Here is a 24,380-nt window from a genome sequence, read left to right as displayed (position 1 = left end):
TTACCAACCAAGCGGACTCCGGAGGTGGCGCATGAGCCGCAGACGGACGGCCAACGCTTCACGGGCGCCCGCCGGCCGCCCGCGCGAGGGCGGGAGCCGTCGCCTGCGCCGGGGCTGGGCGCTGGCGGCGGCGATCCTCCTGCTGGCGGCCCTGGCGGCCGGCGCGGGCTACTTTCTGGGCAGCACCTTCCTGCGTGCGGCGCTGGGCCTGGAGCCGCCGCGCGTGCCGGCAGGGCCGACGGCAGCCGGCGCCTCCGGGAGCGGAGGGAAGGCGGCGACCGCGCCCGCGCCCGCTCCGGCCCCCGCACCGGCGCCAGAGCCGGTGGAGATCCCCGGCACCACCCTCACCCTTTACCGCCTGGAGCTGACGGGCTTCGCCGACACGGCGGCGGCCACGCGCGAGGCGGCGGGGCTGAACGCGGCCGGCTTCGCCGCGGAGCCGCTGCCGGGCGGCCGCGTGGTCCTCATGTACTTCGAGAGCCGCCGCGGCGCCGAGACCTACGCGGCCGGCCTGCCGGCGGGGCTTCGGCCCTCGGTGACGGCCGAGGTGCTGCGCCCGGCCCCGCTCCGCCTGGCCGGCGGTGCGGGCGCGGAGGCGGCGCGCCAGGCCGTGGAGACGCTCACCCAGTACCTGTGGGACGAGGCCCGCCTCTGGGAGGAGGACTTCCTCGGCACCTCGGCCAGCGCCCAGGAGGCCGTCCAGCGGAGCGACCAGCTGGGCCGGGAGCTGGCGGCGGCGCAGCAGGCCTGGCGGTCGGCCACCTCGGTCACGCCCTCGCCGGCGGGCATGGAGGGGCTCGGTCCGCTCCTCCAGCTGGCCGCGACCAACCGGGAGGCGGTGGCGAGCTGGGCGGCGGGCTCGCCCGACCGGCAGACGGTGGTGGAGGCCATGTCCACATTCATCCAGTTGGTGGTCGGGTTCCAGGGCTGGTATGGTAGCCTGGGCGCGGCGGGCGGGGCCTCGTGAGCGGCCTGCCCCTGCGCGCGCTGCCCCCCGGCGAGCGGCCGCGGGAGCGTCTCCTGGCCGAAGGCCCGGCGGCTCTCACCGACGCCGAGCTCCTGGCCATCCTCTTCCGCACCGGCAACGCCAGCGGGAGGGAGTCGGCGCTGGAACTGGCCCGGAGGCTTCTGGCCATGGCCGGCGAACGGCCGCCCCTGGCCTGGCTGGCGGAGGCCAGCGTGGAGGAGCTCTGCCGGGTGCCGGGCATCGGTCCGACCAAGGCCGTGACGGTGCGGGCGGCGCTGGAGCTGGGGAGGCGCGCGGGCGAGGGGAGGGCCCTGGGCGAGCGGATCCGCTCTCCCCGGGACGTGGCCCGCTTCCTGCGCGGGCGCATGGCGGCCCTGCCGCAGGAGGAGTTCCGCACCGTCCTGCTCAACACCCGGCACCGCGTCATCGGTCTCGAACGGGTCTCCCTGGGCGACCTGGACTCCTCGCCCGCGGCGCCGCGCGAGGTCTTCCGGGAGCCGGTCCGGCGCGGGGCGGCGGCCATCGTCCTGGCGCACAACCATCCCTCCGGCGATCCCGAACCCAGCCCGGACGACCTGGCGGTCACCGCCCGGCTGGTGGAGGCGGGCCGGTTGCTAGGGATTGACGTACTGGACCACATCATCATCGGACATAATGGTTACGTCAGCTTGAGGGAGCGCGGAGTCGCATTCTGACCGACGGGCGCCGGAGGAGGAGCCATTTCTTGTTCAACGGTCTTTTCAGCCTGTTCAGCCGGGACATGGGCATCGATCTCGGCACGGCCAACACGCTGGTCTACGTCCACGGGCGCGGCATCGTCCTGCAGGAGCCCTCCGTGGTCGCCGTCGACGCGGCGCGGAAGACGCCGGTGGCCGTCGGCAACGCCGCCAAGGCCATGATCGGCCGGACGCCCGGCAACATCCTGGCCATCCGGCCCATGCGCGACGGTGTCATCGCCGATTTCGACATCACCCAGAGCATGCTCCGCCACTTCATCGAGGTGGCCAGCCGCGGGGGTGGCTTCCTGAGGCAGCGTCCGCGCGTGCTGATCGGCGTACCGTCGGGCGTCACCGAGGTGGAGAAGCGGGCGGTGCGCGAGGCGGCCGAACAGGCGGGAGTCCGCCAGGCGGAGCTGATCGAGCAGCCGATGGCCGCCGCCATCGGGGCGGGGCTGCCCGTCGAGGAGCCGACCGGGAACATGATCGTGGACATCGGCGGCGGCACCACCAACGTCGCCATCATCTCCCTGGGCGGCATCGTCACGCACCGGACCATCCGCGTCGGCGGGGACGAGATGGACGAGGCCATCGCGGCCTACGTCAAGAGGAACTACAACCTCCTCATCGGGGAGCGGACGGCCGAGGAGGTGAAGATCGCCATCGGCTCCGCCTTCCCGGTGGACGACGACGCCTCCATCGAGGTGCGCGGGCGGGATCTGGTCACCGGCCTGCCCAAGAATCTCCGCCTCACCTCGGCCGAGGTGCGCGAGGCGCTCTCCGGGCCCGTCAACGAGATCGTCGAGGCGATCAAGACGACGCTGGAGACGACCCCGCCCGAGCTGGCCGCCGACATCATGGACCGCGGCATCCTGCTCAGCGGGGGAGGGGCTCTCCTGAGGGGGATGGAGAGGAAGGTGGCCGAGGAGACCTCCATGCCCGTCATCCTGGCGGAGGAGCCGCTTCTCTGCGTGGTGCGGGGGACGGGCGTGATGGTGGAGAACTGGAGCCAGTACGAGCGGATGTTGATCCGGTACAACCGGGCGGGATGACGGGGTGAGCCGCTGGCGGCGCCCGCTGCGCAGGGCGGCCGTCCTCCTGGTCGTCGCCGGCTGCCTGGCGGCGGCCGCCTTCACCGTCCGCCCGGGCAGCCTGCCCGTCTGGCCCCAGGCGACGCTGGACGAGCTGCTCTACCCGTTCGAGTACGGCGTCAGCTGGGTGGCCGACCAGGTGGTGGGCGCCTGGAATTTCGCGCATAGCCTGGCGGGCGCCTATGCCGAGAACCGGCAGCTCCGCCAGCAGCTGAAGCAGCAGCTCTTTCTGGGCCGGCAGCTCGAGGAGGTCCGCCAGGAGAACGAGCGGCTGCGCCAGCTGCTGGCCATGCGCGAAACGCTCAGCCTCCAGTACCCGCTCCAGACCGTGGGCGCCCTGGTCATCGGCCGCAATCCCGACGCCTGGTTCGACACCGTCCAGATCAGCGCAGGCAGCTCGCAGGGCGTCGGCGTGGGCGACGCGGTGGTCGACAGCGGCGGTCTGGTGGGACGGGTGATCCGCGTATCCAGGAACAGCGCCACGGTGCTGCTCGTCACCGACTCCAGCAGCGCCGTCGGCGCCGTGGTGGAACGAGCCGACTCGCGCGCCCAGGGCGTGGTCCAGGCGGCGGGCGACGGCCGGCTGGTGATGCGCTTCTTCTCGGCGGGGGCGGACGTCCGCAAGGGCGACGTGATCCTCACCTCGCCGCTCAGCGGCCGCTACCCGCCGGGCATTCCCGTCGGCACCGTCACCGCCGTCCACACGGCCTCCGACGGGCTGGCGCGGCTGGCCGACCTGAGCAGCGCCGCCGACCTCAACCGCCTGGAGGAGGTCCTGGTCATCCGTGCGCCGCGCTGACGCCGAGGCGCTGACCGCCGTGGCCGTCGCCATCGTCCTCGACTGGAGCCTGGCCTGGCGGCTGGAGGTGGCCGGGGTCCGGCCGGACTTCCTGCTGGTGGCCGCGGCGCTGGTCGGCCTCCGACAGGGCCCGTGGCGCGGCGCCGCCTGGGGGCTGGCTGCGGGCCTCGTGGCCGACCTGGCGGTCGGGCGGCTGGTGGGCCTGCCGGCGCTCTGGAAGGGGCTGGCCGGCTGGGCCGGAGGCCGCTTCGCACGCAATTTCTACGAGGAGAACCTGCTCGGCCCCGCCGCCGTCCTGCCGCCTCTGGCCTTCGCCCAGACCGTCAGCGTGGGCCTGGCCGTCGGCTGGCTGGCGCACCTGCCCGGCGACCCCTGGGCGCTGCTGCCGCTGGGACTGCACGCCGCGGTCTACGAGACGCTGGTGGGCAGCGCGATCCACGTCCTCTGGCCCCGGTCGGGGCGCCCGGCGCGCCCGGGGCATGCCGGCCAGTTCTCGGTTCCACCCGGCTTCTGAGCGAAGATGGGAAGCAGAGGCCGGCCGCGGGCGGGTGGCCGGGGAGGCCCGTCCGGGGGCGGCCGGGGGGCGAAGAGGACGGATCCCAGGGAGCGGAGAGAACAGGAGCAGAGCCGCAGGGCGCGGGCGCTCTGGCTGGTGACGCTCTTGGGCCTGCTCGTCCTGGCGGGGCGCTTGGCCTGGATGCAGGGCGTCGAGGCGGAGCGCTGGCGCACCATGTCCGAGGGCCAGGTCTTCCGCGAGGTACAGACCCCGGCGCCGCGGGGGGAGATCCTCGACCGCAACGGCACCGTCCTGGCCACCTCGCGGGGAGTCTGGGCGGCCCTCCTGGCCTACACGCAGAAGCCGCCCAGCGAGGCCAGCGTCCGGCTCCTCGCCTCCATCCTCCAGCTGGACCCGGCGGCCATCGAGAAAGCGATCCAGCAGCAGCGCTCGGCCCGGGGCATCCCGTACCAGCCGATCCGGCTGAAGCTGGGCCTCACCGCCCGCGAGTGGACGCTCCTGCGCGAGTACCAGGACCAGCTGCCGGGCGTGCAGGTGGACATCGAGCCGGTGAGGGTCTATCCCGGTGCTCCTGACGACCCGCTGGTGGGCGGGACGCTGGCCGCCAACGTGCTGGGCTACGTTCGACAGGACCCCAACCAGGATCCGCGCGAGGCTCCCCGCCTCGTGGGCGGGGCGGGCCTGGAGCGGAGCATGAACGCCTACCTGGAGGGGAAGCCGGGGATCGACCTGGTGGAGGTGGACGCGGCCGGCCGGCCCATCCAGGTCTTCAGCTCGACGCCGCCCGTCCAGGGCGACACGTTGGTGCTGACGCTGGACGCCCATGTCCAGGAGGTGGCGCAGCGCGCCCTGGCGGAGGAAGTACAGAAGCTCAACCAGGCGCCTCCCCCCTCGGGCTGCGACGGCATCCGCAGCGACTGCTACCCGCAGCGGGCGGCGGCTGTGGTGCTGGATGTCCGCACCGGCGCCGTCCTGGCCATGGCTTCCTACCCCACCTTCGACCCCAACGTCTGGGCGCGGGTCGCCTCCAAGATGGCCGACCCCGGCCGCTCGCCCGAGGCGCAGCAGATCGAGCAGTGGCTGAATGACAAGACCGGCCAGATCCTGACCGACCACGCACGCCTGACGCCGCGCTCGCCCGGCTCCACCTTCAAGCCGGTGACGGGGATGGCCGCCCTGGCCAGCGGTGTGGCCAGCGCCGACACCTGGGTCTACGACCCCGGCTACCTCCGGTACGGGAGCTTCTTTGGCAAGAACTGGAGCTACCCGGCCGCCGGCGGCTGGATGAACATGGTCCAGGCGCTGGCCCGCTCCGACAACGTCTTCTTTTGGACGCTGGCCGAACACCTGCGCTGGCAGGACCTGGCCAACATGGCCTACCAGTTCGGCATGGGCGTGCCCAGCGGACTGCGCGAGCTGGATACGGCGCAGGGGACCATGACCACCCCCTCCACCTTCGCCCAGGCCCACCCGGGCGAGATCTGGACGCAGGGGCAGGTGCTCAACGCCGCCATCGGGCAGGGGGTGAGCCAGTTCACCACCCTGGAGATGGCGCAGATGGCGGCGATCATCGCCAATGGCGGCACACGCTACCGACCGTACGTGGTCAGCGAGATCCGAACGCCCGACGGCCGCCTGGTGAAGAAGGCGCAGCCCGAGGTGCTGGGCCGGGTGGCGGCGCCGGCGGCCGACTTCCAGGTGATCCGGGAAGGCATGTTGGCGGTCAACAGCTACAATCCCGGATTCCACGGCACGAGCCCGGTGGGCCTGGCCTACAGTACCTTCGGGGGCTTCCCGCAGAAATCGCTGGCGACCATCGGCCGCCGCATCGAAGTGGCCGGCAAGACGGGGACCGCCCAGGTGGCACGGGGCGTGCCCGACGGCTGGTACATCGGCTTCGCCCCCTACGACAAGCCGGAGATCGCCGTCGCCGTCTGGGTGGAGCACGGGAATGGCGGCGCCGTCGCCGCCGCCCCCGTGGCCGAGCAGATCTTCGAGGCCTACTTCGGGATGGACAAGGCGGCCGCCCTGCAGGCGCAGGACCAGGCGGGGGCCGCCGCCCGGCCCGCGATGGCCCCCTCCGCGGCCGCCGCCGGCGCGCAACCTTCGCACGGTGCGCTGGCGTCGGGGGAAACCGGGACGCAGCCGGCCACGAGCAGCCCGTCGCAAGCTGGCCCGGAGCCGCCCGGGGGCACGCCGCCGGGAAACCCCGCCGGGGGCGCCGGACCCTAGCCCGGGCGGGGGGGGGGGCAGGGCGGCGCTCGACGCGTTGCGACAGGCGGCGCGACAGGCGGCGCGCAGGAGGTGCAGGAGCCCGCCCCGCGGCGCAGAAGCTGGTCCCGGGGGTGGGGTCGGCCCATGGCGGCCAGTCGCGGCATCTCGGTCCGCTCGACGCGGGCGGGCGTCTGGATCCGGCTGGACGAGGAGGAGGACCTGGCCGACCTCCGGCGCCGACTGGTAGAGCGGATCGAACGCTCGGGGCTGGTCCTCCGGGGCAGCGGCGTCACGCTGGACGTCGGCCGGCGCAGCCTCGACGGCCGGCAGATCGCCGAACTGGAGGAGCTCTTCCGCCTGCGCTGGGGGGTTCACTTCCTGCAGATCGTCAACGGGGCGGCGGGGCGAGAATTCCAGCTGGACCGCCGGGCGGAGGAGCCGCCGGCAGCCCCGCAGGGCGCGCCGGCGGCCGCGGTGGCCCTGCCGGCAGGGGGGGCGGAGCGGGCGGAGCGGCCGGCGACGGTGATCAAGCGGACGCTCCGTTCCGGCCAGGCCGTCCACCGCCAGGGCGATGTCATCGTCCTGGGCGACGTCCACGCGGGCGCCGAGGTGGTGGCCACCGGCGACGTCATCGTCATGGGCGTGCTGCGCGGCGTGGCGCACGCCGGCGCGCGCGGCGACGAGAGCGCGCGCATCGCCGCCTTCCGCCTGCGCGCGGTGCAGCTGCGCATCGGTTCCGTCATCGGGCGCGCACCCGACGGGGGCGACGAGCTTCCTGCCACGCCCGAGGTGGCGCGGGTCCGCGAGGGGCGGATCGTCATCGAGCCGCTCAGCCCGGAGGCGCTCTGGACAGGAAATCCCCGGAATCTCCACGAATAGCCAGCCGCAGGGCGAGCGCGCAAGGGCGCCGCGGGCCACGAGGAGGAGACCGCCGTGGGACAGGTCCTGGTGATCACGTCCGGCAAGGGAGGCGTGGGCAAGACCACCACCACTGCCAACCTCGGCACGGCGCTGGCGCGGATGGGCAAGAGCGTCGTCCTGGTCGACGCCGACATCGGCCTGCGCAACCTGGACGTGGTGATGGGGCTGGAGAACCGCATCGTCTACGACCTGGTGGACGTGGTCGAGGGCTACTGCAAGACGAGACAGGCGCTCATCAAGGACAAGCGCTTCGAGGGGCTCTACCTGCTGCCGGCCGCCCAGACCAAGGACAAGACCGCGGTCAGCCCGGAGCAGATGCGCGAGCTGACGCGCGAGCTGGCCGGGGAGTTCGACTACGTGCTGGTGGACTCGCCGGCGGGGATCGAGCAGGGTTTTCGCAACGCCATCGCCGGCGCGCACCGCGCGCTGGTGGTGACCACGCCCGAGGTCTCCGCGGTCCGCGACGCCGACCGCATCATCGGCCTGCTGGAGGCCGAGGAGCTGGGGCGTCCCCAGCTGATCGTCAACCGGGTCCGGCCTCAGATGGTCTCGCGCGGCGACATGATGGCCATCGACGAGGTGGTGGAGATCCTGGCCGTCGACCTGATCGGGGTAGTGCCCGACGACGAGTGGATCGTGGTCTCCACCAACCGCGGCGAGCCGGCGGTGACCAACCCGCGCTCGCGGGCGGGGGAGGCGTACGTCCAGATCGCCCGCCGGGTCGACGGCGAGGATGTGCCCTTCACCCCGCTGGAGCCCGACGGGCTCTTCGGCCGGCTGCGCCGCATCTTCGGCGCGCGCTAGGCGAGGGGGGGGGGACGGCCGTGTTCGACTTCTTTCGCCGCTCGCCCGGGCGGAGCAAGGAGATGGCCCGCCAGCGGCTCCAGGCGGTGCTCGCCCAGGACCGAGCCAGCCTCTCGCCGGGCATGATGGACGACATCAAAGAAGAGCTGGTGCGGACGCTCTCCCGCTACCTGGACGTGGACGAGCGCGGGCTTGAGGTCACCTTCGCCTCGCGCACCGGCGGCGTCTCCCTGGTGGCCAGCGTCCCGGTCCGCTCCGTCCATCGCGGCGGTCGCCGCTGAGGGCGGGCGCCGCGTCCGCCGCGACTCCCGGGCTATAATGACGGCTCGGGGGGGCGGACGCTGGAGCTCGACCTGAAGCGCTTCGACTGGCTGCTCCTGGGGGCGGCGCTGACCATCAGCGGCCTCGGCCTGCTGGTCGTCGCCTCGGCCACGGGTGCCGTGCCGGGCAAGGCCTCCACCTGGGGTCAGGCCGAGCGCCAGGCGGTCTTCGCCTTCGTCGGCCTTCTCGCGGGGGCCGCGCTGGTCGCCCTCGATCCCCGGCGGCTCGCCCTCTGGTGGCGGCCGCTCTACGCCCTCAACCTGCTCCTCCTGGTGGCCGTCAAGCTGGTCGGCGTCTCCGCCAGGGGTGCCGAGCGCTGGATCGGGTTGGGGCCCCTCAGCTTCCAGCCGGCGGAGCTCTCCAAGCTCCTGGTCATCCTGACGCTGGCCGCGCTGCTCAGCGAGAACCGCTCGGAGACGGTGGAGAGGGGGCCGCGCGTCCGCCCCTGGCGGGAGATCGGCGGGCCGGCCCTGGCCCTGGCCGTGCCCATCCTCCTCATCCTGGCCCAGCCGGACCTGGGGACCTCCCTGGTCTTCGTCGCCATCGGGCTGGCGGCCCTCTACACGGCCGGCTTCTCCGGTTGGCTGGTGGGGGGCGGGGCGCTGGGCGGGCTGCTGGCGGCCGCCGGGGTGATCGCCCTCCAGCTGCGCGCCCACCTCGACTTTCCCCTCAAGCAGTACCAGCTGGAGCGGCTGATCGTCTTTCTCAATCCGGTGGCCTACGCGGCCACCGGAGGCTACCAGATCCTGCAGTCGCAGATGGCCGTGGGTTCCGGCTCCCTCTTCGGCTACGGCCTCTTCACGCCGACCAGCGCGCTCTACGTGCCCGAGAGCCACACGGACTTCATCTTCACGGTCGTCGCCAGCCAGCTGGGGCTGGTGGGCGGCCTCTCGCTCCTGGCGCTCTACGCGCTGCTCCTCTGGCGCGGCTGGAAGATCTCGGCCGAGGCCCAGGAGCCCTTCTACCAGGTGATGGCCGCCGGCATCACGGCCATGATCGCCGTCCAGGTCGTGGTCAACGTGGGGATGGTGACCGGCATCATGCCGGTGACCGGCATCCCCCTGCCCATGGTCAGCGTGGGCGGCAGCTCGCTGGTGGTCAACCTGGCCTCCGTCGGCCTTCTCGAGTCCGTCGCCGTCCACCGCAAGAAGCTGGCCTTCTGATCCCGCGCCGGGAGCCTGTCATGGGCCGGCCAGGGGGCGGCATAGGCATGCTCCCGGAGGCGGTGCCCATGCTCCGGCTGTCCCGGATGCGTCGCGCCGGCGGCGCGCTCGCCGGCGGAGCGCGCCGTGCCCGGCGAGGCGGCGTGCGGCGGCGAGGACCCTTCCTGCAGCAGCTGGCCGGCGCCCTCCTGCTCCTCCTCCTCTTCGCGGCGGCAGCGCACCTTCCGTCGCAGCTGGCGCGCCAGGCGGCCGCACGCGTGCGCCAGCTGGCGCCCGTCGACCAGCTGGACGTGGCACGGCTGCGGGCGGCGCTGGAGCGCGTCGCCGCGCTGGCTGGCGGAGCCGGCGGGGGCGGGGAGAGCCGGCCGGCGGAGAGCGGCAGCGCCGGTTCCGCCGCCGCGCAGGGTGCCCCCGCGGCGACGGCGGACCGCCCGGCCGGCCTCCCCTTCCTGGCCATGACCTCCCCCGGCGGCGACCGGGCGCAGCTGGTGGGAAGCTTCGGCTGGCGGCGGGCGGGCCAAGTGGTCCACTTCGTACCCGGCGTCGACTGGCGCCTGCCGGCCGGGGCGCCGGTGCGGGCCGCGGCCGACGGGCGGGTGGTCCAGGTGGAGCGCCAGGGGGCTCTGGGCGCCAGCGTGCGCGTCGCCAGCCCGGGCGGCTGGACGCTCCTCTACGCGCGCCTGGGATCGGTCCGCGTCCGCCCCGGGCAGCAGGTGCGGGCGGGCCAGGTGATCGCCACCGCGGGGAAAGCCAGCGGCGAGCGAGGCTCCAACCTCTACCTGGAGGTGGAACGGGAGGGCCAGCCGGTCGACCCCCTGGTGCTGCTGCGGGTGAGCGGGCGCGGCTGAACGGCGGGGGCGCGGCGTCGGTGCGCGTCGGCGGGGTCGCCCTCCGCATCCACCCGGCCTTTCTGGTCCTGCTGGCGGCGGCCGTGCTGGGCGGCCAGGGGCTGGCGGTGGCCGTGGTGCTGGCGCTTCTACTCAGCCACGAGCTGGCCCACCTGGCGCTCGCCCAGGCGACCGGCCTGCGCGTGCGGGAGGTGGAGCTGTTGCCCTTCGGCGGCGTCGCCCGCCTGGAGGGGCTGGAGACGGCGCCGGCCGCGCTGCGCGCGCTGCTGGCGCTGGCCGGACCGCTGGACAACCTGCTCCTCCTCGCCCTGGGGGTGGCGCTGCGGCAGGGCGGCTGGGCGGGCGGCCCGCTGCTCGACTTCTTCCTGGAGGGCAACCTCTCGCTGGCGCTCTTCAACCTGCTCCCGGTCCTGCCGCTGGACGGCGGCCGCCTGGCCCAACTGCTGCTGGCGCCGCGCCTGGGCGAGGCGGCGGCGGTCCGCCTGCTGCGGCGCTGGGGCGCCCGCCTGGGCGCCCTTCTCTTCGCCGGTGGCGTGGCGCTGGCGCTGGCCGGCATTCTGGTACCCAACCTGCCCGTGCTGGGGGGGTTCCTGATGTGGAGCGCGCGCCGCCCCCTTCCAGAGGAAGCCTTCCGCTCCGCGCGCGAGCTCCTCCGCCTCCGCCTGCAGGGAGCGCCGCCCGCGCCGCTTCCGGTGCGCGCCCTGGCCGTCCCGGGCGGCACCGCCCTGCTGGCCGCCGCGCGCAGCCTGGCGGGCGACGTCTACCACGTCTTCTGGGTGATCGACGCCCAGGGCCGGGTGGCGGGCACAGTCGACCAGGCCCGGCTTCTGGACGGCCTCCTCCGCCTGGGCGGCGCCGTCCCCATCGAGAGGCTCCTCGACGCCGGTCCGGGCTCCTGACCTCGCGGCCGCCTCCACTCCTGGGCGGGCGAGGGAACGGGTATGCTCAACCGGGGGCGGAAGACCCCCGGGGCAGAGCCCGTTTTCGTCCGCACGCGGACCTGACCGCCGCACCGGCTTCGGCCGGCTTTCCGGGAGGCTCGGGCATGGAGAAGCAGATCCTGGTCAGCATCGACCACGACGAGACGCAGCTCGCCGTCTTCGAGGACCGCCAGCTGGTGGAGTACGAGGTCGACCGCCCGCTCAACCAGCGCATCGTCGGCAACATCTACAAGGGCCGCGTGGAGAACGTCCTCCCCGGCATGCAGTCCGCCTTCGTCCACATCGGACTGGAGCGGAACGCCTTCCTTTTCGTCGACGACGCCTATCCGGGCGTCCCGCTGGACGGGGAGCCGCTTCCGCCTCCGGAGGCGCGCTCCATCCAGGAGATCCTGCGCCCCGGCCAGGAGGTGCTGGTGCAGGTGGTGAAGGAGCCGGTCGGCACCAAGGGGGCGCGCGTCACCCGGAAGCTGACGCTGCCGGGACGCTTCCTGGTCCTCCAGCCGGCCAGCGAGCACGTGGGCGTCTCGCGGCGCATCGCCGACGAGGCCGAGCGCGAGCGCCTGCGGGCCATCGCCCAGTCCGTCCAGGCGCCGGGCCTGGGCCTGATCGTGCGTACGGCCGCCGAGGGGCAGGAGGAGGGCGAGCTTCGCCGCGACGCGGAGTATCTGATCCGCCTCTGGGAGCGCCTCTACCAGAAGGCCAAGGAAGCGAAGCCCGGCACGCTCCTGCACAAGGAGGCCGGCCTGGTCTACCGCGTCCTGCGCGACGAGCTGGACGAGAGCGTGACGCGCATCCTGGTCGACGACCGCCGCGAGTTCGAGCGCATCCTGGAGCTGCTGGAGGTCTTCGCCCCGGCGCTCAAGCCCCGCGTCGAGCTCTACCACGACCCCGACCACCCGCTTTTCGAGCTCTACGGCGTCGACCAGGAGCTGGAGCGGGCGCTCTCGCGCCGCGTCTGGCTGAAAAGCGGCGGCTACCTGGTGATCGACCAGACCGAGGCGCTGACGGCCATCGATGTCAACACGGGGCGCTACGTGGGCTCTGACGACTTGCAGGAGACCGTCTACCACACCAACCTGGAGGCGGCGCGGGAGATCGCGCGCCAGCTGCGCCTGCGCGACATCGGCGGCATCATCGTCATCGACTTCATCGACATGGAGGTGGGCGAGCACCGCCAGGCCGTCCTCCGCGCCCTGGAGGAGGCGCTCCAGCGGGACCGGACCAAGTCCAGCGTGCTGGGCCTGACCGATCTGGGGCTGGTGGAGATGACGCGGAAGAAGAGCCGCCGCAACCTGCTGGAGGCGATGACGCGGCCCTGCCCCTACTGCTCCGGCCGCGGCCGCGTCCTCTCCGAGGAAGCCACCTCGCGCAAGATCCGGCGCGAGATCAAGCGCATCCTGCGCACCTCCGACGCCGAGGCCATCCTGCTGGAGGCCCATCCCTCGGTGGCCTCGCTCCTGATCGGCCCCGGCGGGGCCAACCTCAAGGAGCTGGAGCGGGAGACCCGGCGGACCATCTTCATCCGCGGCTCCGAGGAGTGCCACCTGGAGGAGATGAACCTGCGCGCGCTGGGCGACCGGGCCGAAGTGGAGGCCAAGGCGCTCCCCGTCCACGCCGGCCAGCGTCTGGAGGTGGAGGTGGCGGAGCCCCATGCCTCCAACCCGGCCGACGGCATCGCGCGCCTGGAGGGCTACGTCCTGGACATCGCCGGCGCCGGAGGGCTGGTGGGCCGGCGGGTCCGGGTGGAGGTGACGCGCGCCTTCCGCACCTACGCCAAGGCGCGCCTGCTGGAGCCGGTGCAGGGCTGAGCGCTTGCGGCAGGCGGCCTCCGGGGCAGGGGCGCCTTTACACCCGCCGAAACCGGATGGTAGACTCGTTCGGTGCGCACCGGCGGTGCGCTTGGCTTTCTTCTGGATTCCGGCCCGATGGCTTGCGAGCCGGCGGGAGGAACGGAGCAGGAGGGCGACGGATGTACGCCATCATCGAAGCAGGGGGCAAGCAGTACCGCGTAGGCGAGGGCGACCTCCTGGACGTCGACCGCCTGGAGGGCGAGGCCGGCGCGCAGGTCGACTTCGACCGCGTGCTGGCCCTGGCGCCCTCGGAGGGCGAGGGCGGCGACCTCCGGCTGGGCACGCCGCTCGTGGAGGGGGCGCGGGTGCGCGCCCGGATCGTCGCCCAGCTGAAGGCGCCGAAGATCATCGTCTTCAAGTTCAAGCCCAAGGTGAACTACCGGCGCAAGACGGGGCACCGTCAGCCGTTCACCCGGGTGCGCATCGAGAAGATCGAGGGCTGAGGCGGGCCCCGTGATCCGGGCGCGGGTCGGCCGCGACGGCCGCGGGAGGATCCTCCGGCTGGCCATCCGGGGCCACGCCGGCTACGCGGAGGCGGGGCGCGACGTGGTCTGCGCCGCCGTCTCGGCCATCGCCCAGACGGCCCTGCTCGGCCTGGAGGAGAGGCTGGGGCTGCGTCCGGCCGTGCGCCTCGCCAGCGGCGACTTCTGCCTGGATTTGCGGGGGCTGCCGGAGGCCGACGTGGAGCGGGCCCAGGACATCCTGGCCACGGCGGTGCTGGGCCTGGCGGCGACGGCCCGCGAGGCGGGTGCCTTTGTCCGCCTGCAGGAGGAAGTACTGGCCGGTGACGGCCGGGAGCGGGGAGGTGAGCCTGTGCGTCAGATGGATCTCCAGCTCTTCGCCCACAAGAAGGGGCTGGGCAGCTCGCGCAACGGTCGCGACTCCAATCCCCAGTACCTGGGGGTGAAGCGCTTCGACGGCCAGCAGGTCCGCGCCGGCAACATCCTGGTCCGCCAGCGGGGGACCCGGATCCTGCCGGGCGAGGGCGTGGGCGTGGGGAAGGATCACACCCTCTTCGCCCTCCGCGACGGCTACGTCCGCTTCGCCCGCCGCGGCAAGAACCGCAAGGCCGTCCACGTGCTGCCGGCGTGGCCGACAAGCGCCTAGGCGGAGCGAGGGCGGACGGCGGTGCCCGCAAGGGGCACCGCCGTCCGCGCAGAGGCGCGGGCGACGCGCGGGGGGGAGCTTGGTGCCGCAGGAGTCGGTGCCCGAAGGCGCGCGGTGGGAGAGCCGCGCCATCCTGGCCGTCGACTCGGCCGACCGTCACCGTACCCTCAACGACCTTCAGGTGATCGCAGGTTGGCTCCAGATGGGCAACGGCGAGAAGGCGTTGGCCTACATCCGCCAACTGCATGACGCCGCCGAGCGGGACCGGCTCTGGCGGCGCGGGATGCCGGAGGACCTGGTGGGCGGCATCCTGGTGGCGCGGGCCCAGGCCGAGCTGCGCGGCGCCTCGGTGCGGGTGGAGCCGGCGCCGAGGGGCTGGCTTCCTCCGGAGGCGCCCGCCTCGTTGGGCCAGGAGCTGGTCCGCGCCGTCGAGGAGCTGGAGCGCCGGCCCGGGGTGGGCGAGGTGGCCATCGTTCCCTTCCGCGAGGGCGGCGTCTCGGGCCTGGAGCTGACCGCCTGGGAGCGGCCGCATGGGGAGCCCGCCTCGCACCGGGTCTGGCGCTGGATCGGGCCCCAGGCCCGGGAGGCGGCCGCCGCCGAGCTCCCGCCGGCCTCCGCGCACTCCGAGTAGGGCGGGCGGGGGCCGGGAGAGGCTCTGACCGGGCCGGGAGCGCCGAACCGGGAGCTGGAAGGGTCGGGTCGAGGCGATGCCGTTCGTCGACGAAGCGCGCATCCACGTGCAAGCCGGCAGGGGTGGCGACGGGGCGGCCACCTTCCGGCGCGAGAAGTACGTACCGCGGGGCGGCCCGGACGGCGGGGACGGCGGGCGCGGCGGGAGCGTGCTGGTGGAGGCGGTCCCCGGCCTGACCACGCTGGCCGAGTTCCGCTTCCACCGGCGCTTCGTGGCGCAGCCGGGCGCCCCCGGTGGCCACAGCCGGGCGCGCGGCGCCGACGGCGCGGACGTGGTGGTGCGCGTACCCGTGGGGACGCTGGTCCGGGACGCTGCCACGGGCGAGCTGCTGGCCGACCTGGTGCGGCCGGGCCAGCGCGTGATGGTGGCGCGCGGCGGCCGCGGCGGGCGGGGCAACGTCCACTTCAAGAGCCCCACCTACCAGGCGCCGCACTTCGCCGAGAAGGGCGAGCCGGGGGAGAGCCGGGAGCTGGAGCTGGAGCTCCGCCTGGTGGCCGAGGTGGGCCTGACCGGGCTGCCCAACGCCGGCAAGTCGACGCTGCTCTCGCGCATCAGCGCGGCCCGCCCCAAGATCGCGGGCTACCCCTTCACCACCCTGGAACCGCAACTGGGCGTGGTCGCCCTGCGGGGCGGCGAGGAGAGCTTCGTCGTCGCCGACATCCCCGGCCTGATCGAGGGAGCGCACCGGGGTGCCGGCCTCGGCCACGAGTTCCTGCGGCACGTGGAGCGGACCCGCATCCTGGTCTACGTGGTCGACCTGGCCGGCAGCGAGGGGCGCGATCCGCTGGACGACCTGCGGGTGCTGCGCCGGGAGCTGGCCAGCTACGACCCGGGACTGGTGCGGCGGCCGGCCCTGGTGGCGGCCAACAAGTGGGACCTGCCCGAGGCGCGTCGCCGCTGGGAGGAGTTCCGGCGCGCGGTGGAGGCGGAGGGCCTGGAGGCCTGGCCGCTTTCGGCGGCCACCGGCGAGGGGGTCGAACGGCTGCTCGGACGGATCCTGGAGCTGCGCAGGCGGCTCCCGGAGGAGCCGGCCGGCGCGGGGGAGCCGCCGGGCGGCGCCGGCGCGCCGGAGGAGGCGGTCTTCCGCCTGCGGCCGCGGCCGCCGCTGGCGGTGGAGCGGGAGGGCGACGTCTTCGTCGTGCGTGGCGGCGGCGTGGAGCGGATGGTGGCCATGACCGACCTGGGCAACCCGGAGGCCGTCCGCTGGCTGATGCGCCGGCTGGCGCGGGCGGGGGTGCTGCGGAAGCTGCGCGAGGCGGGTGCCGAGCCCGGCGCCCGGGTGCGCGTGGGCGAACTGGAGTTCGAGCTGGAACAGGAGGCGGCGCCCCGCACCTGAGATCCCCGTCGCGGGAGGTGGCCACGTGCGCCTGGGCATCATGGGCGGCACCTTCGACCCCATCCACTACGGACATCTGGTGGCGGCGCAGTCGAGCTACCACCACTTCGGCCTTGAGCGGGTGGTCTTCGTGCCGGCCGGCCACCCGCCGCACAAGCGGGGGAGGCGGGTGACGCCGGGGAGGCAGCGCTTCCTGATGACGGTGCTGGCCACCATGTCCAACCCGGCCTTCGATGTCTCGGACCTGGAGGTGGAGCGGCCCGGCCCCTCCTACACCATCGACACGCTCCGCGCCTTCCGCCGCCAGCTGGGCCCGGACGGCGAGCTCTACTTCATCACCGGGGCCGACGCCACGCTGGAGATCCTGGACTGGAAGGACCCGGAGGAGCTCCTCCGGCTGGCCTGCTTCGTCGCCGCAACGCGGCCGGGCTACCCGCGCTCGGGCCTGGAGAAGGTGCGGGCGAAGCTGCCGCCGGAGGCGGCGGAGCGCATCGTCAGCATCGAGATCCCGGCGCTGGCCATCTCCTCCACCGAGATCCGCCGGCGCGTGGCCCGCGGGGCGCCCATCAAGTACCTCCTGCCCGAGCCGGTGGAGCAGTACATCATGAAGAACCGGCTCTACCTGGACGATGGGGGAGAGGGAGAGGCGCGGCCGGAAGCCGGGGAAGGGGAGCGCTAGCATGGCGGAGTGGCTGGAGTGGGCGGAGCGGCTGCGCGCCAGGGTCTCGCCACCCCGCTACTACCACAGCCTGGGTGTGGCCGACACGGCGGTGCTGCTGGCCGCCCGCTGGGGCGTCGACCCGGAGCGGGCGCGGCTGGCCGGCCTCTTGCACGACTGGGCGCGCGAGCTGACGGACGAGGAGACGGCCGCCGTGGCACGCCGCTTCGGGCTGCCCGAGCGGGCGGGCGGCTACCGGACAGCGCTCCTCCACGGGCCGGTGGCCGCCGCGCTGCTGCGCGAGGAGATGGGCTTCGAGGACGAGGCGGTGCTGGAGGCGATCGAGTTGCACACCGTCGGCCGGCCGGGGATGTCCCGTTTGGCGCGCGTCGTCTGGCTGGCCGACAGCATCGAGCCGACGCGCAGCTATCCCGGCGTGGAGGAGCTGCGGCGGCAGGCCTGCGAGTCGCTGGAGGAAGCCATGGCCTCGGCGCTCCGCTCCTCGATCCGCTTCCTGCGGAGCCAGGGCGCGCTCATCGAGGGCGACTCGCTCCGCCTGCTGGCGGAGCTGGAGGCGGGGCTGGGCAGGGAGGCGCCCGTGCTACACTGAGCACGGACGGGAGCTCGGCGCGAAGCGAGGTGGGAGTGCCGGTTGCAAGCCCTGGAGCGAGCGCGGGCGGCGGTGCGCATCCTGGAGGAGCATCGCGCCTTCGACACCGTCATCCTCGACCTGACGGGCCTGGAGGCGGTGGCCGACTACTTCGTCCTGGCCAGCGGCCGCAACCCCATCCAGTTGCGCGCCCAGGCGGACGCCCTGCGGGAGGAGCTGCCCGCCGAGCGCCCGGTCCGCCCCGAGGGCTATCAGGCGGGGCGCTGGATCTGCCTGGACTACGGCGACGTGGTGGTCCACCTCTTCACCGAGGAGGCGCGGGAGTTCTACGACCTCGATCGCCTCTGGCGGGACGCCCGGCGGGTCGAGGCGGCCGCGCCCTGAAGGGCGCGAGGCCGGTCGCGGCTTGACAGACGGGGGTCGACCGCCTAAACTCCTGGGATTGCCGGAGCTGATGGACGTCGACGTTCGGACGGTTTCCGGTGCGGATTCCGTGGGGGTATAGCTCAGCTGGGAGAGCGCGTGAATGGCATTCACGAGGCCACGGGTTCGAGTCCCGTTACCTCCACCAAAATGAGCTTGGATGGAAGCCGGAGTCGCCCGCCCCGCAAGGGAAGCGGGCGACCGGCGTTTCCTGCACGCTCCCGGAAACGCCTCGAAGCGCCCCGGGGGCCGCTCCGCCCGGGTGAAGGGGAGGGCGGGCCGGCCGGCAGGAAGTCGGTCCGGATCTCGTCGAGCGCGCGGTCTGAGCCGCCTCGTGGCGGATGCGGTGAAGCGCCGCCCCGAGGACGTGACGATCTTCCTTTCCCATGGACTCGCCAGTACGGAGGTACGGCTGCTCGAGGCCGCCTGCCTTCGCGCCGTCCGCCAAGGAGTGGGCTTCGAGATCGCCTTGTAAGCCCGGCCGGGGTGGCACGCTCCGGGATCGGCTCCGCAGCCGCCTGCCGGCCCGCTCACGCGGGCGAGGACCTCGCCTCGTAGGCCCAGATGAGCAGGAGGATCCAGATCAAAAGCGTCCACCCGAAGAAGAGATTGAGCAGGAGGATGGCGAGGCGCGGCTCCGCGCGCCGCCGGTAGGCCACGATGGCGGGGACGAAGTAGAGGGCGATCGCCGCGACGAAGACCAGCAGGAACCAGAAGGTAGCGACCACGAGTCTCATGGCCCCAGCCCCCCTCCATGGCGGAGGATCCCGCCTCCCGCCCCCGCCCCGGCGCGCGGGCGGCAGGCGGGGACGACCGCGGAGCGGGCGGCGGCCGGCGAACGGGGGAGGAGCGCGGTGCCGGACGTGCGGCAGGCGACCCTTTGGCGCAACCGCAGCTTCGTCCTGCCCTGGCTCGCCTACGTCCTGACGGGGCGCGCCGCCGCCCTCACCGTCCTGCGCTTTGTACAGTACGCGCCCAACCTCCTTCTCGGGCCGCGCGTCGGCCGCTGGCTCGACCGCTTCGGGCCCTACCGCGCGGCCCGGCGGGCCGCGCTGGCGGCGGCCGCCGAGCTCCTGCTCCTGGCCGGCCTGCTGCGGAGGTGGCCGGGCCTCCCGCTGCTCCTCTTCTTCGCCTTCGCCGTCGGTCTCTCCGCCTTCGCCCAGTGGATGGCGCTCGAGGCGCTCGTCCCCGATCTCGTCGAGCCGGCCGAGCGGGCGCGCGCCAACGCCCGGCTCAGCCTGGTCTTCGCGGCCAGCTCCGTGGCCGGGCCGGTGCTGGGCGGCTTCCTCACGCGAAGGTTCGGCGGCTCGGCCGGGCTGCTGGCCGACGCGCTCTCCTTCGTCCTCCTGGCCGCGCTCTTCCAGGGCATCCGGCCCGCGCGGCGGGCGCCCCGCCCCCCGTCGGAGACGGGTGGGCTCCTGGCGGAGCTGGCCTACGTGAGGAAGCGCCGGCTACTCTGGACGGCGACGCTGGTCACGGCCGCCTGCAACCTCTTCGGGGCCGCCGCCGGCCCGCTGGCCCTCTTCCACCTGGCCCGCGACCTGCGCCTGGGGGCGGGCGCCGCGGGCCTGGTCATGGGCGCGGCGGCGGCGGGCAACGCCCTGGCGGGCCTCCTCCTCCCGCTCCTGGCGCGGAAGCCCAGGCCGGCGACCCTCATGCCCGCCGGTATCCTGCTCTACGGCCTCGGCGTCGCCCTCTGCGGCCTGGCGCCCTCCCCCTGGTTGGCGGGCGCGGCGCTCCTGGCCAGCCGGTTCGCCACCGCCTCGCTCAACGTCCTCTTCAACACCCTCCGGCAGGAAGCGAGCGATCCCCACCACATCGGGCGCGTCTTCGCCCTCACCTCCATGCTGGCCAACGCCCCCGCCGCCGCCGCGGCCGCACTCGGCTGGCTGGGCGACCTGGCGGGCGCCGGGACGTGAGGGAAGGCGGCTGGAGGCAGGAGGAGGAGCCTTCTCCCGCGTAGCTTCCTCCCGCCGGAAGGAGCCGCGTCGGGCCGCGCCGGCGGTGCGGGGAGGCGAGCCAAGGTGGCGGGAGAGCGCATCCTGGTCCTCAACGGGCCCAACCTGAACCTGCTCGGGCGGAGGGAGCCCGCCGTCTACGGGCATGAGACGCTGGACGACATCCGCCGGCGTCTGGAGCGCCGAGCCGCGCAGCTGGAGTGCACGCTCGCCTTCGAGCAGTGGAACGGCGAGGGGGAGATGGTTGAGGCCGTCCACCGCGCCCTCGACCGGCAGCAGGGGATCCTGCTCAATCCCGGCGCCCTGACGCACTACAGCCTGGCCCTGCGCGACGCCATCACCTCGGTGGGGCTGCCCGTGGTGGAGGTCCACCTCTCGAACATCCACGCCCGCGAACCTTTCCGGCGGCGCTCGGTCATCGCGCCGGTGGCGCTGGGGACCGTCGCCGGCTTCGGCGCCTTCGGCTACGAGCTGGCACTGGAGGCGTTGGTCGACCACCTGCGCCGCCGCTGACATCCGCGTCAGCCCCCGGGACGGCGGGCCGCCGGGGCTGCTCCGTCGCATTCCTTCCAGTTATGTGAACTAATAGGAAATCTCGGCGGGTTCATAGCCTTCTCTCATGCGCCTCTCAGGTTGGATCCCGGGAGCGAGACTATCATTCCGCTGGATTGATGTGGAATCGCAGAGGCAGGGTGGGGGGAGCTCCGTGCGCAAGGGCAGCTGGTGGAAGTGGGCGCTGGCCGCGGTGATCGTGCTGGCGGTGGTGGGCGGAGCCGGGTGGTATCTCCGCGCCCGGACTCTGAGCGCCCAGTCGGACATCCGCTACACCACCGTGCCGGCCAGCCGCGGCGACATCACGGTGACGGTGCAGGCGGACGGCACGCTGGCCAGCCCGAACGCGGTCACCGTCAGTCCGCCCCAGGTGAGCGGGCAGATGGTGGTGACCGCCGTTCACGTCCAGAACGGCCAGACCGTGCATAAGGGCGATCCGCTGGTCGACCTGAGCGACTCGAACCTGGACATGGCCGTCCAGAGGGACCAGATCCAGGTCCAGCAGGACCTGGTCTCGCTGGGAAACCTGCTGAACGTGCCGCCGAGCCAGGCCATGTCGGCCACGCTGCCGGGCGAGATCTGGGTGACGGCGCCGGCGGCCGGGCGCCTCCAGTCGCTCAACGTCTCGGCCAACCAGCAGGTGAAGCCCCAGTCGGTGCTGGCGAACCTGGTGGACGACCGGACGATCCTCTTTGAGAGCCAGGTGATCCAGCCGGACATGGAGCGCATCCAGCCCGGCCAGAAGGCGACGGTGGTGGCCGACAACTTCGCCCCCGACCCGATCCCGGCCACGGTGGTGAGCGTGGACCGGACGGGGACCCCCGGCTCGCAGACCATCCTCTACACCGTCAAGCTGCGCCTGACCAACCCGGGCTTGCTGCAGGCCGGGATGACGGGCCAGGCGACGATCCAGACGGCCCAGGGGCCGCTGGTGGAGCAGGGAAGCTTCGCCGACAACGACCCGGTCCAGGTGCTGGCGCCGCAGACGGGCAGCTCCTGGACGGTGGGGACCGTCCTGGTCAGCGCCAACCAGTGGGTGAACGCCGGCCAGCGGCTCCTCTCGCTCGAGGCCAACCCCGCCGACGCCACCCAGGTGAGCCAGGCCCGTCTCAAGGCGCAGACGGACCAGTTGCAGCTCCAGGCGGACCTGGACCAGCAGGCGAAGCTGCACGTGGTGGCGCCGGTGGACGGCGTCGTCACCGACGTCGCCGTGCAGGTGGGGGAGACCGTCGGGGCCGGCGGCGTGGGCGGCTCGGGCTCCGCCGCCGCCCAGGCGGGCTCGGGCGGGCTCCTCACCATCCGACCGCAGGGCGACATGGACCTGGAGGCCAGCGTCAACGAGCTGGACATCGGCCAGGTGCACGTGGGCCAGGCGGCGACCGTCACCGTCGACGCCTTCCCGGGCAAGTTCTTCCAGGGCACGGTCACCGAGATCGCCGGGCAGGCGACCTCGCAGAACGGGGTGGCCACCTTCCCGGTCTGGATCGCCGTCCAGCAGCCCGAGGGGCTCCTGCCCGGGATGACCGGTCACGCCCAGATCGTGGTCACCCAGCGGCAGAACGTGCTCCGCGTCCCCACGGAGGCGGTGGTCCAGCCCAGCGGCGGGCTGAGCGCCACGCCCAACGGGCGCGGGCTGGTGCAGGTGCTGCAGAACGGGCAGCCGGTGCGCAGGGTGGTGCAGCTGGGCGTGGTGACGCCAGCCTGGACCGAGATCGTCTCCGGCCTCAACGAGGGCGAGCAGGTGATCGTGGCCACCAGCCAGGCTTCCTCCAACGGCGGGACGCCGCAGGCGGGCTTCCGGCCCTTCGGCTTCGGCGCCGGGCCGGGCGGCCGCGCCTTTGGCGGCTTCGGCGGCGGCTTCGACCGCGGCGGAGCGGGCGGAGGTACGCGGGCCAACACCCGCGGCGGCCAGGGCGGCGGCTTCGGCGGAGGAGCCGGCGGGGGCGGTGGGAACACGGGAGGCGCCGGCCAGTGATCATCGAGGTCGAGGACGTGAGGAAGGTCTACCACCGCGGCGGTGTGGACGTCCACGCGCTGCGCGGCGTCTCCTTCGCCGTGGAGAAGGGCGAGTTCGTGGCGCTCACCGGCCCCTCGGGCTCGGGCAAGTCGACGCTCATGCACATCCTGGGCGCCCTCGACCGGCCCACCTCGGGCGTCTATCGGCTGGACGGCACCCCCGTCCATGACCGGAGCGACGAGGAGTTGGCGCGCATCCGCAACCGGCGCATCGGCTTCGTCTTCCAGCAGTTCAATCTGCTCCCCCGCCTCACCGCCCGCCAGAACGTGGAGCTGCCGCTCCTTTACGCCGGCGTGCCGGCGCGCCAGCGGCGGGCGCGCGCGGAGGCGGCTCTGGCGGCGGTGGGCCTGGCCGAGCGGATGGACCATCGGCCCACCGAGCTCTCCGGCGGGCAGGAGCAGCGGGTCGCCATCGCCCGGGCGCTGGTCACCGAGCCCGCCATCGTTCTGGCCGACGAGCCGACGGGCAACCTGGACAGCGTCGCCGGGGCAGAGGTGCTCGAGCTCTTCGAGCGGCTCAACCGCGAGGGGATGACCGTCATCCTGGTCACCCACGACGCCGCCGTGGCCGCGCGCGCCCGGCGCCAGCTGCGCATCCGGGACGGGCGGCTGGTGGCCGACGAGCGCGTGCCGGCGGCCGCCGGCGCCGGGACGGGGGAGGGAGGCGGAGCGTGAACGGGCTCGAGGGCGTCTGGGATGCCGTGCTGCGCATCGGGGAGAACAAGCTGCGCACCTTCCTGACCATGCTCGGCATCATCATCGGGGTGACGGCCGTCATCCTGCTGGTCTCGGTGGGACAGGGCGCCTCTTCCTCGGTCACCTCCCAGCTGGAGGGGCTGGGCTCCAACCTGATCTCGGTGACGGGCGGGGGCGGCGTGCAGCTGACCGCCGCCGATGCGCAGGAGCTGGAGCAGCGGGTGCCCACCATCACCGCCGCCGTGCCGGTGCTCAACGTGCCTAACGGCACCGTCGCCAGGGGGCGGGCCAGCTACTCGACGACGGTGGAGGGGACCTGGCCGCAGTACGCGACCATCCGGGACCTGAAGATGGCGCAGGGGCGCTTCCTCCAGCCGCTGGACGAGAGCTACCGCCTGCCCGTGGCGGTCATCGGCCAGACGGTGGCCCAGGAGCTTTTCGGGGGCGGGCCGGTGATCGGCCAGAGCCTGGAGGTGAACGGCACCGAGGTGACGGTGGTGGGCGAGCTGGCGCCCATCGGTTCCAGCTTCGGCCAGAACAACGACGACGTGGTCTTTCTGCCGCTCAGCCTGGCCCAGCAGATCGCCGGCACCAACCGCGTCAACCAGATCATGGCCCAGGCGCGGAGCGCGCAGGACGCCCAGCTGGCCGCCAACCACATCGCCACCGTGATGGACCTGGAGCACGGGCAGCCGGGCGAGAGCGAGCCCCCGGTCCGCGTCTTCAACCAGACGCAGCTGCTCTCCGCGCTGGGGACGGCGACGCAGACGCTGACCATGATGCTGGCGGCCATCGCGGCCATCTCGCTGGTGGTGGGCGGCATCGGCATCATGAACATCATGCTGGTGACGGTGAGCGAGCGGACGCGCGAGATCGGCATCCGCAAGGCGCTGGGCGCGACGCGCCGCAACATCCTGGTGCAGTTCCTGACCGAGTCGGCCGTCCTCAGCCTGGCGGGCGGCGTCATCGGCATGGCCGTGGGCGTGGCCGGCTCGCTGGTCATCGACCGGCTGATGCACTTCCCACCGGTGGTCGCCTGGAGTGCCATCGTCGGCGCCTTCGTCTTCTCGGCGGCCGTCGGCCTCTTCTTCGGCGTCTACCCGGCCATGCGGGCGGCGGCGCTGGATCCGGTGGAGGCGCTCCGCTACGAATGACGGGGCCCGATGCCGGCCGGGGCTTCG

At 73.5% G+C, this 24,380-nt stretch carries 26 protein-coding genes and 1 tRNA gene; 26 read left to right on the top strand and 1 reads right to left on the bottom strand.

Going from position 1 to position 24,380, the window contains the following annotated elements:
* The first annotated feature begins 31 nt into the window (after positions 1 to 31).
* The 21 genes from K6U79_00345 (at position 32) to K6U79_00245 (ending at position 18,125) form a co-directional block, all read left to right on the top strand.
* Positions 32 to 967, top strand: coding sequence for a hypothetical protein (locus K6U79_00345; GenBank protein ID MCL6520813.1), 936 nt, complete (start codon positions 32 to 34; stop codon positions 965 to 967).
* Positions 964 to 1,662 carry a DNA repair protein RadC gene (radC, locus tag K6U79_00340; GenBank protein MCL6520812.1) on the top strand — a complete coding sequence of 233 codons (699 nt, stop codon included), beginning with the start codon at positions 964 to 966 and terminating at the stop codon, positions 1,660 to 1,662. Before K6U79_00345 ends, radC begins: the two co-directional genes overlap by 4 nt.
* 50 nt (positions 1,663 to 1,712) lie before the next feature.
* Positions 1,713 to 2,735 (top strand): rod shape-determining protein, encoded by a 1,023-nt coding sequence (locus tag K6U79_00335; GenBank protein ID MCL6520811.1) that lies wholly within the window; start codon positions 1,713 to 1,715, stop codon positions 2,733 to 2,735.
* A gap of 4 nt (positions 2,736 to 2,739) precedes the next feature.
* Positions 2,740 to 3,573: a rod shape-determining protein MreC gene (mreC, locus tag K6U79_00330; protein MCL6520810.1), complete on the top strand. Its 834-nt coding sequence runs from the start codon at positions 2,740 to 2,742 to the stop codon at positions 3,571 to 3,573.
* Complete coding sequence (gene mreD, locus K6U79_00325; GenBank protein MCL6520809.1) at positions 3,560 to 4,087, top strand: rod shape-determining protein MreD; 528 nt, start codon at positions 3,560 to 3,562, stop codon at positions 4,085 to 4,087. The genes mreC and mreD overlap by 14 nt, the downstream gene beginning before the upstream one ends.
* A gap of 138 nt (positions 4,088 to 4,225) precedes the next feature.
* A complete protein-coding gene (locus tag K6U79_00320; GenBank protein MCL6520808.1) occupies positions 4,226 to 6,322 on the top strand; it encodes a hypothetical protein in 2,097 nt (698 codons plus the stop codon).
* 126 nt (positions 6,323 to 6,448) lie between these two features.
* Positions 6,449 to 7,183, top strand: coding sequence for a septum site-determining protein MinC (gene minC / locus K6U79_00315; protein MCL6520807.1), 735 nt, complete (start codon positions 6,449 to 6,451; stop codon positions 7,181 to 7,183).
* A gap of 54 nt (positions 7,184 to 7,237) precedes the next feature.
* Positions 7,238 to 8,029, top strand: coding sequence for a septum site-determining protein MinD (minD, locus tag K6U79_00310; GenBank protein ID MCL6520806.1), 792 nt, complete (start codon positions 7,238 to 7,240; stop codon positions 8,027 to 8,029).
* Between the two features lie 20 nt (positions 8,030 to 8,049).
* Positions 8,050 to 8,310: a cell division topological specificity factor MinE gene (gene minE / locus K6U79_00305; GenBank protein ID MCL6520805.1), complete on the top strand. Its 261-nt coding sequence runs from the start codon at positions 8,050 to 8,052 to the stop codon at positions 8,308 to 8,310.
* A 60-nt stretch (positions 8,311 to 8,370) separates the two neighbouring features.
* Positions 8,371 to 9,513: a rod shape-determining protein RodA gene (gene rodA / locus K6U79_00300; protein MCL6520804.1), complete on the top strand. Its 1,143-nt coding sequence runs from the start codon at positions 8,371 to 8,373 to the stop codon at positions 9,511 to 9,513.
* A gap of 143 nt (positions 9,514 to 9,656) precedes the next feature.
* Positions 9,657 to 10,361, top strand: a complete 705-nt coding sequence (locus K6U79_00295; protein ID MCL6520803.1) for a M23 family metallopeptidase — start codon at positions 9,657 to 9,659, stop codon at positions 10,359 to 10,361.
* 20 nt (positions 10,362 to 10,381) lie between these two features.
* Complete coding sequence (locus K6U79_00290) at positions 10,382 to 11,260, top strand: site-2 protease family protein (GenBank protein MCL6520802.1); 879 nt, start codon at positions 10,382 to 10,384, stop codon at positions 11,258 to 11,260.
* 146 nt (positions 11,261 to 11,406) lie between these two features.
* The gene (locus K6U79_00285) at positions 11,407 to 13,110 is read left to right on the top strand and encodes an Rne/Rng family ribonuclease (GenBank protein MCL6520801.1); all 1,704 of its coding nucleotides are present in this window, start codon (positions 11,407 to 11,409) and stop codon (positions 13,108 to 13,110) included.
* Between the two features lie 161 nt (positions 13,111 to 13,271).
* Complete coding sequence (gene rplU, locus K6U79_00280; GenBank protein MCL6520800.1) at positions 13,272 to 13,595, top strand: 50S ribosomal protein L21; 324 nt, start codon at positions 13,272 to 13,274, stop codon at positions 13,593 to 13,595.
* A 10-nt stretch (positions 13,596 to 13,605) separates the two neighbouring features.
* Positions 13,606 to 14,259 carry a 50S ribosomal protein L27 gene (rpmA, locus tag K6U79_00275; GenBank protein ID MCL6520799.1) on the top strand — a complete coding sequence of 218 codons (654 nt, stop codon included), beginning with the start codon at positions 13,606 to 13,608 and terminating at the stop codon, positions 14,257 to 14,259.
* A gap of 82 nt (positions 14,260 to 14,341) precedes the next feature.
* Positions 14,342 to 14,890 carry a Spo0B domain-containing protein gene (locus tag K6U79_00270; GenBank protein MCL6520798.1) on the top strand — a complete coding sequence of 183 codons (549 nt, stop codon included), beginning with the start codon at positions 14,342 to 14,344 and terminating at the stop codon, positions 14,888 to 14,890.
* Between the two features lie 76 nt (positions 14,891 to 14,966).
* On the top strand, positions 14,967 to 16,286 hold the full coding sequence (gene obgE, locus K6U79_00265; protein ID MCL6520797.1) for a GTPase ObgE: 1,320 nt from the start codon (positions 14,967 to 14,969) through the stop codon (positions 16,284 to 16,286).
* A gap of 40 nt (positions 16,287 to 16,326) precedes the next feature.
* Positions 16,327 to 16,965, top strand: a complete 639-nt coding sequence (gene nadD / locus K6U79_00260; protein MCL6520796.1) for a nicotinate-nucleotide adenylyltransferase — start codon at positions 16,327 to 16,329, stop codon at positions 16,963 to 16,965.
* A gap of 1 nt (position 16,966) precedes the next feature.
* Positions 16,967 to 17,554 (top strand): bis(5'-nucleosyl)-tetraphosphatase (symmetrical) YqeK, encoded by a 588-nt coding sequence (gene yqeK / locus K6U79_00255; GenBank protein MCL6520795.1) that lies wholly within the window; start codon positions 16,967 to 16,969, stop codon positions 17,552 to 17,554.
* Positions 17,555 to 17,596: 42 nt separating this feature from the next.
* Complete coding sequence (rsfS, locus tag K6U79_00250) at positions 17,597 to 17,938, top strand: ribosome silencing factor (protein MCL6520794.1); 342 nt, start codon at positions 17,597 to 17,599, stop codon at positions 17,936 to 17,938.
* 111 nt (positions 17,939 to 18,049) lie between these two features.
* A tRNA-Ala gene (locus K6U79_00245) sits at positions 18,050 to 18,125 on the top strand.
* A gap of 382 nt (positions 18,126 to 18,507) precedes the next feature.
* Here K6U79_00245 and K6U79_00240 read toward each other — a convergent pair.
* A complete protein-coding gene (locus tag K6U79_00240; protein MCL6520793.1) occupies positions 18,508 to 18,714 on the bottom strand; it encodes a superinfection immunity protein in 207 nt (68 codons plus the stop codon).
* Between the two features lie 117 nt (positions 18,715 to 18,831).
* Here K6U79_00240 and K6U79_00235 point away from each other — a divergent pair, with 117 nt between their 5' ends.
* From K6U79_00235 to K6U79_00215, 5 genes are all read left to right on the top strand, one after another.
* On the top strand, positions 18,832 to 19,896 hold the full coding sequence (locus K6U79_00235; protein ID MCL6520792.1) for an MFS transporter: 1,065 nt from the start codon (positions 18,832 to 18,834) through the stop codon (positions 19,894 to 19,896).
* Positions 19,897 to 20,001: 105 nt separating this feature from the next.
* Positions 20,002 to 20,448, top strand: a complete 447-nt coding sequence (gene aroQ, locus K6U79_00230) for a type II 3-dehydroquinate dehydratase (GenBank protein ID MCL6520791.1) — start codon at positions 20,002 to 20,004, stop codon at positions 20,446 to 20,448.
* 193 nt (positions 20,449 to 20,641) lie between these two features.
* The gene (locus K6U79_00225; GenBank protein MCL6520790.1) at positions 20,642 to 22,462 is read left to right on the top strand and encodes an HlyD family efflux transporter periplasmic adaptor subunit; all 1,821 of its coding nucleotides are present in this window, start codon (positions 20,642 to 20,644) and stop codon (positions 22,460 to 22,462) included.
* Positions 22,459 to 23,178 carry an ABC transporter ATP-binding protein gene (locus tag K6U79_00220; GenBank protein ID MCL6520789.1) on the top strand — a complete coding sequence of 240 codons (720 nt, stop codon included), beginning with the start codon at positions 22,459 to 22,461 and terminating at the stop codon, positions 23,176 to 23,178. The genes K6U79_00225 and K6U79_00220 overlap by 4 nt, the downstream gene beginning before the upstream one ends.
* The gene (locus K6U79_00215) at positions 23,175 to 24,353 is read left to right on the top strand and encodes an ABC transporter permease (protein MCL6520788.1); all 1,179 of its coding nucleotides are present in this window, start codon (positions 23,175 to 23,177) and stop codon (positions 24,351 to 24,353) included. The genes K6U79_00220 and K6U79_00215 overlap by 4 nt, the downstream gene beginning before the upstream one ends.
* Positions 24,354 to 24,380: the final 27 nt, after the last annotated feature.

The sequence above is a fragment of the Bacillota bacterium genome (assembly GCA_023511835.1).
GTDB lineage: Bacteria > Bacillota > Sulfobacillia > JAIMAT01 > JAIMAT01 > JAIMAT01.
The sequence above is the reverse complement of the archived record's forward strand: the minus strand, read 5'-3'. Positions and strand labels throughout refer to the sequence as shown.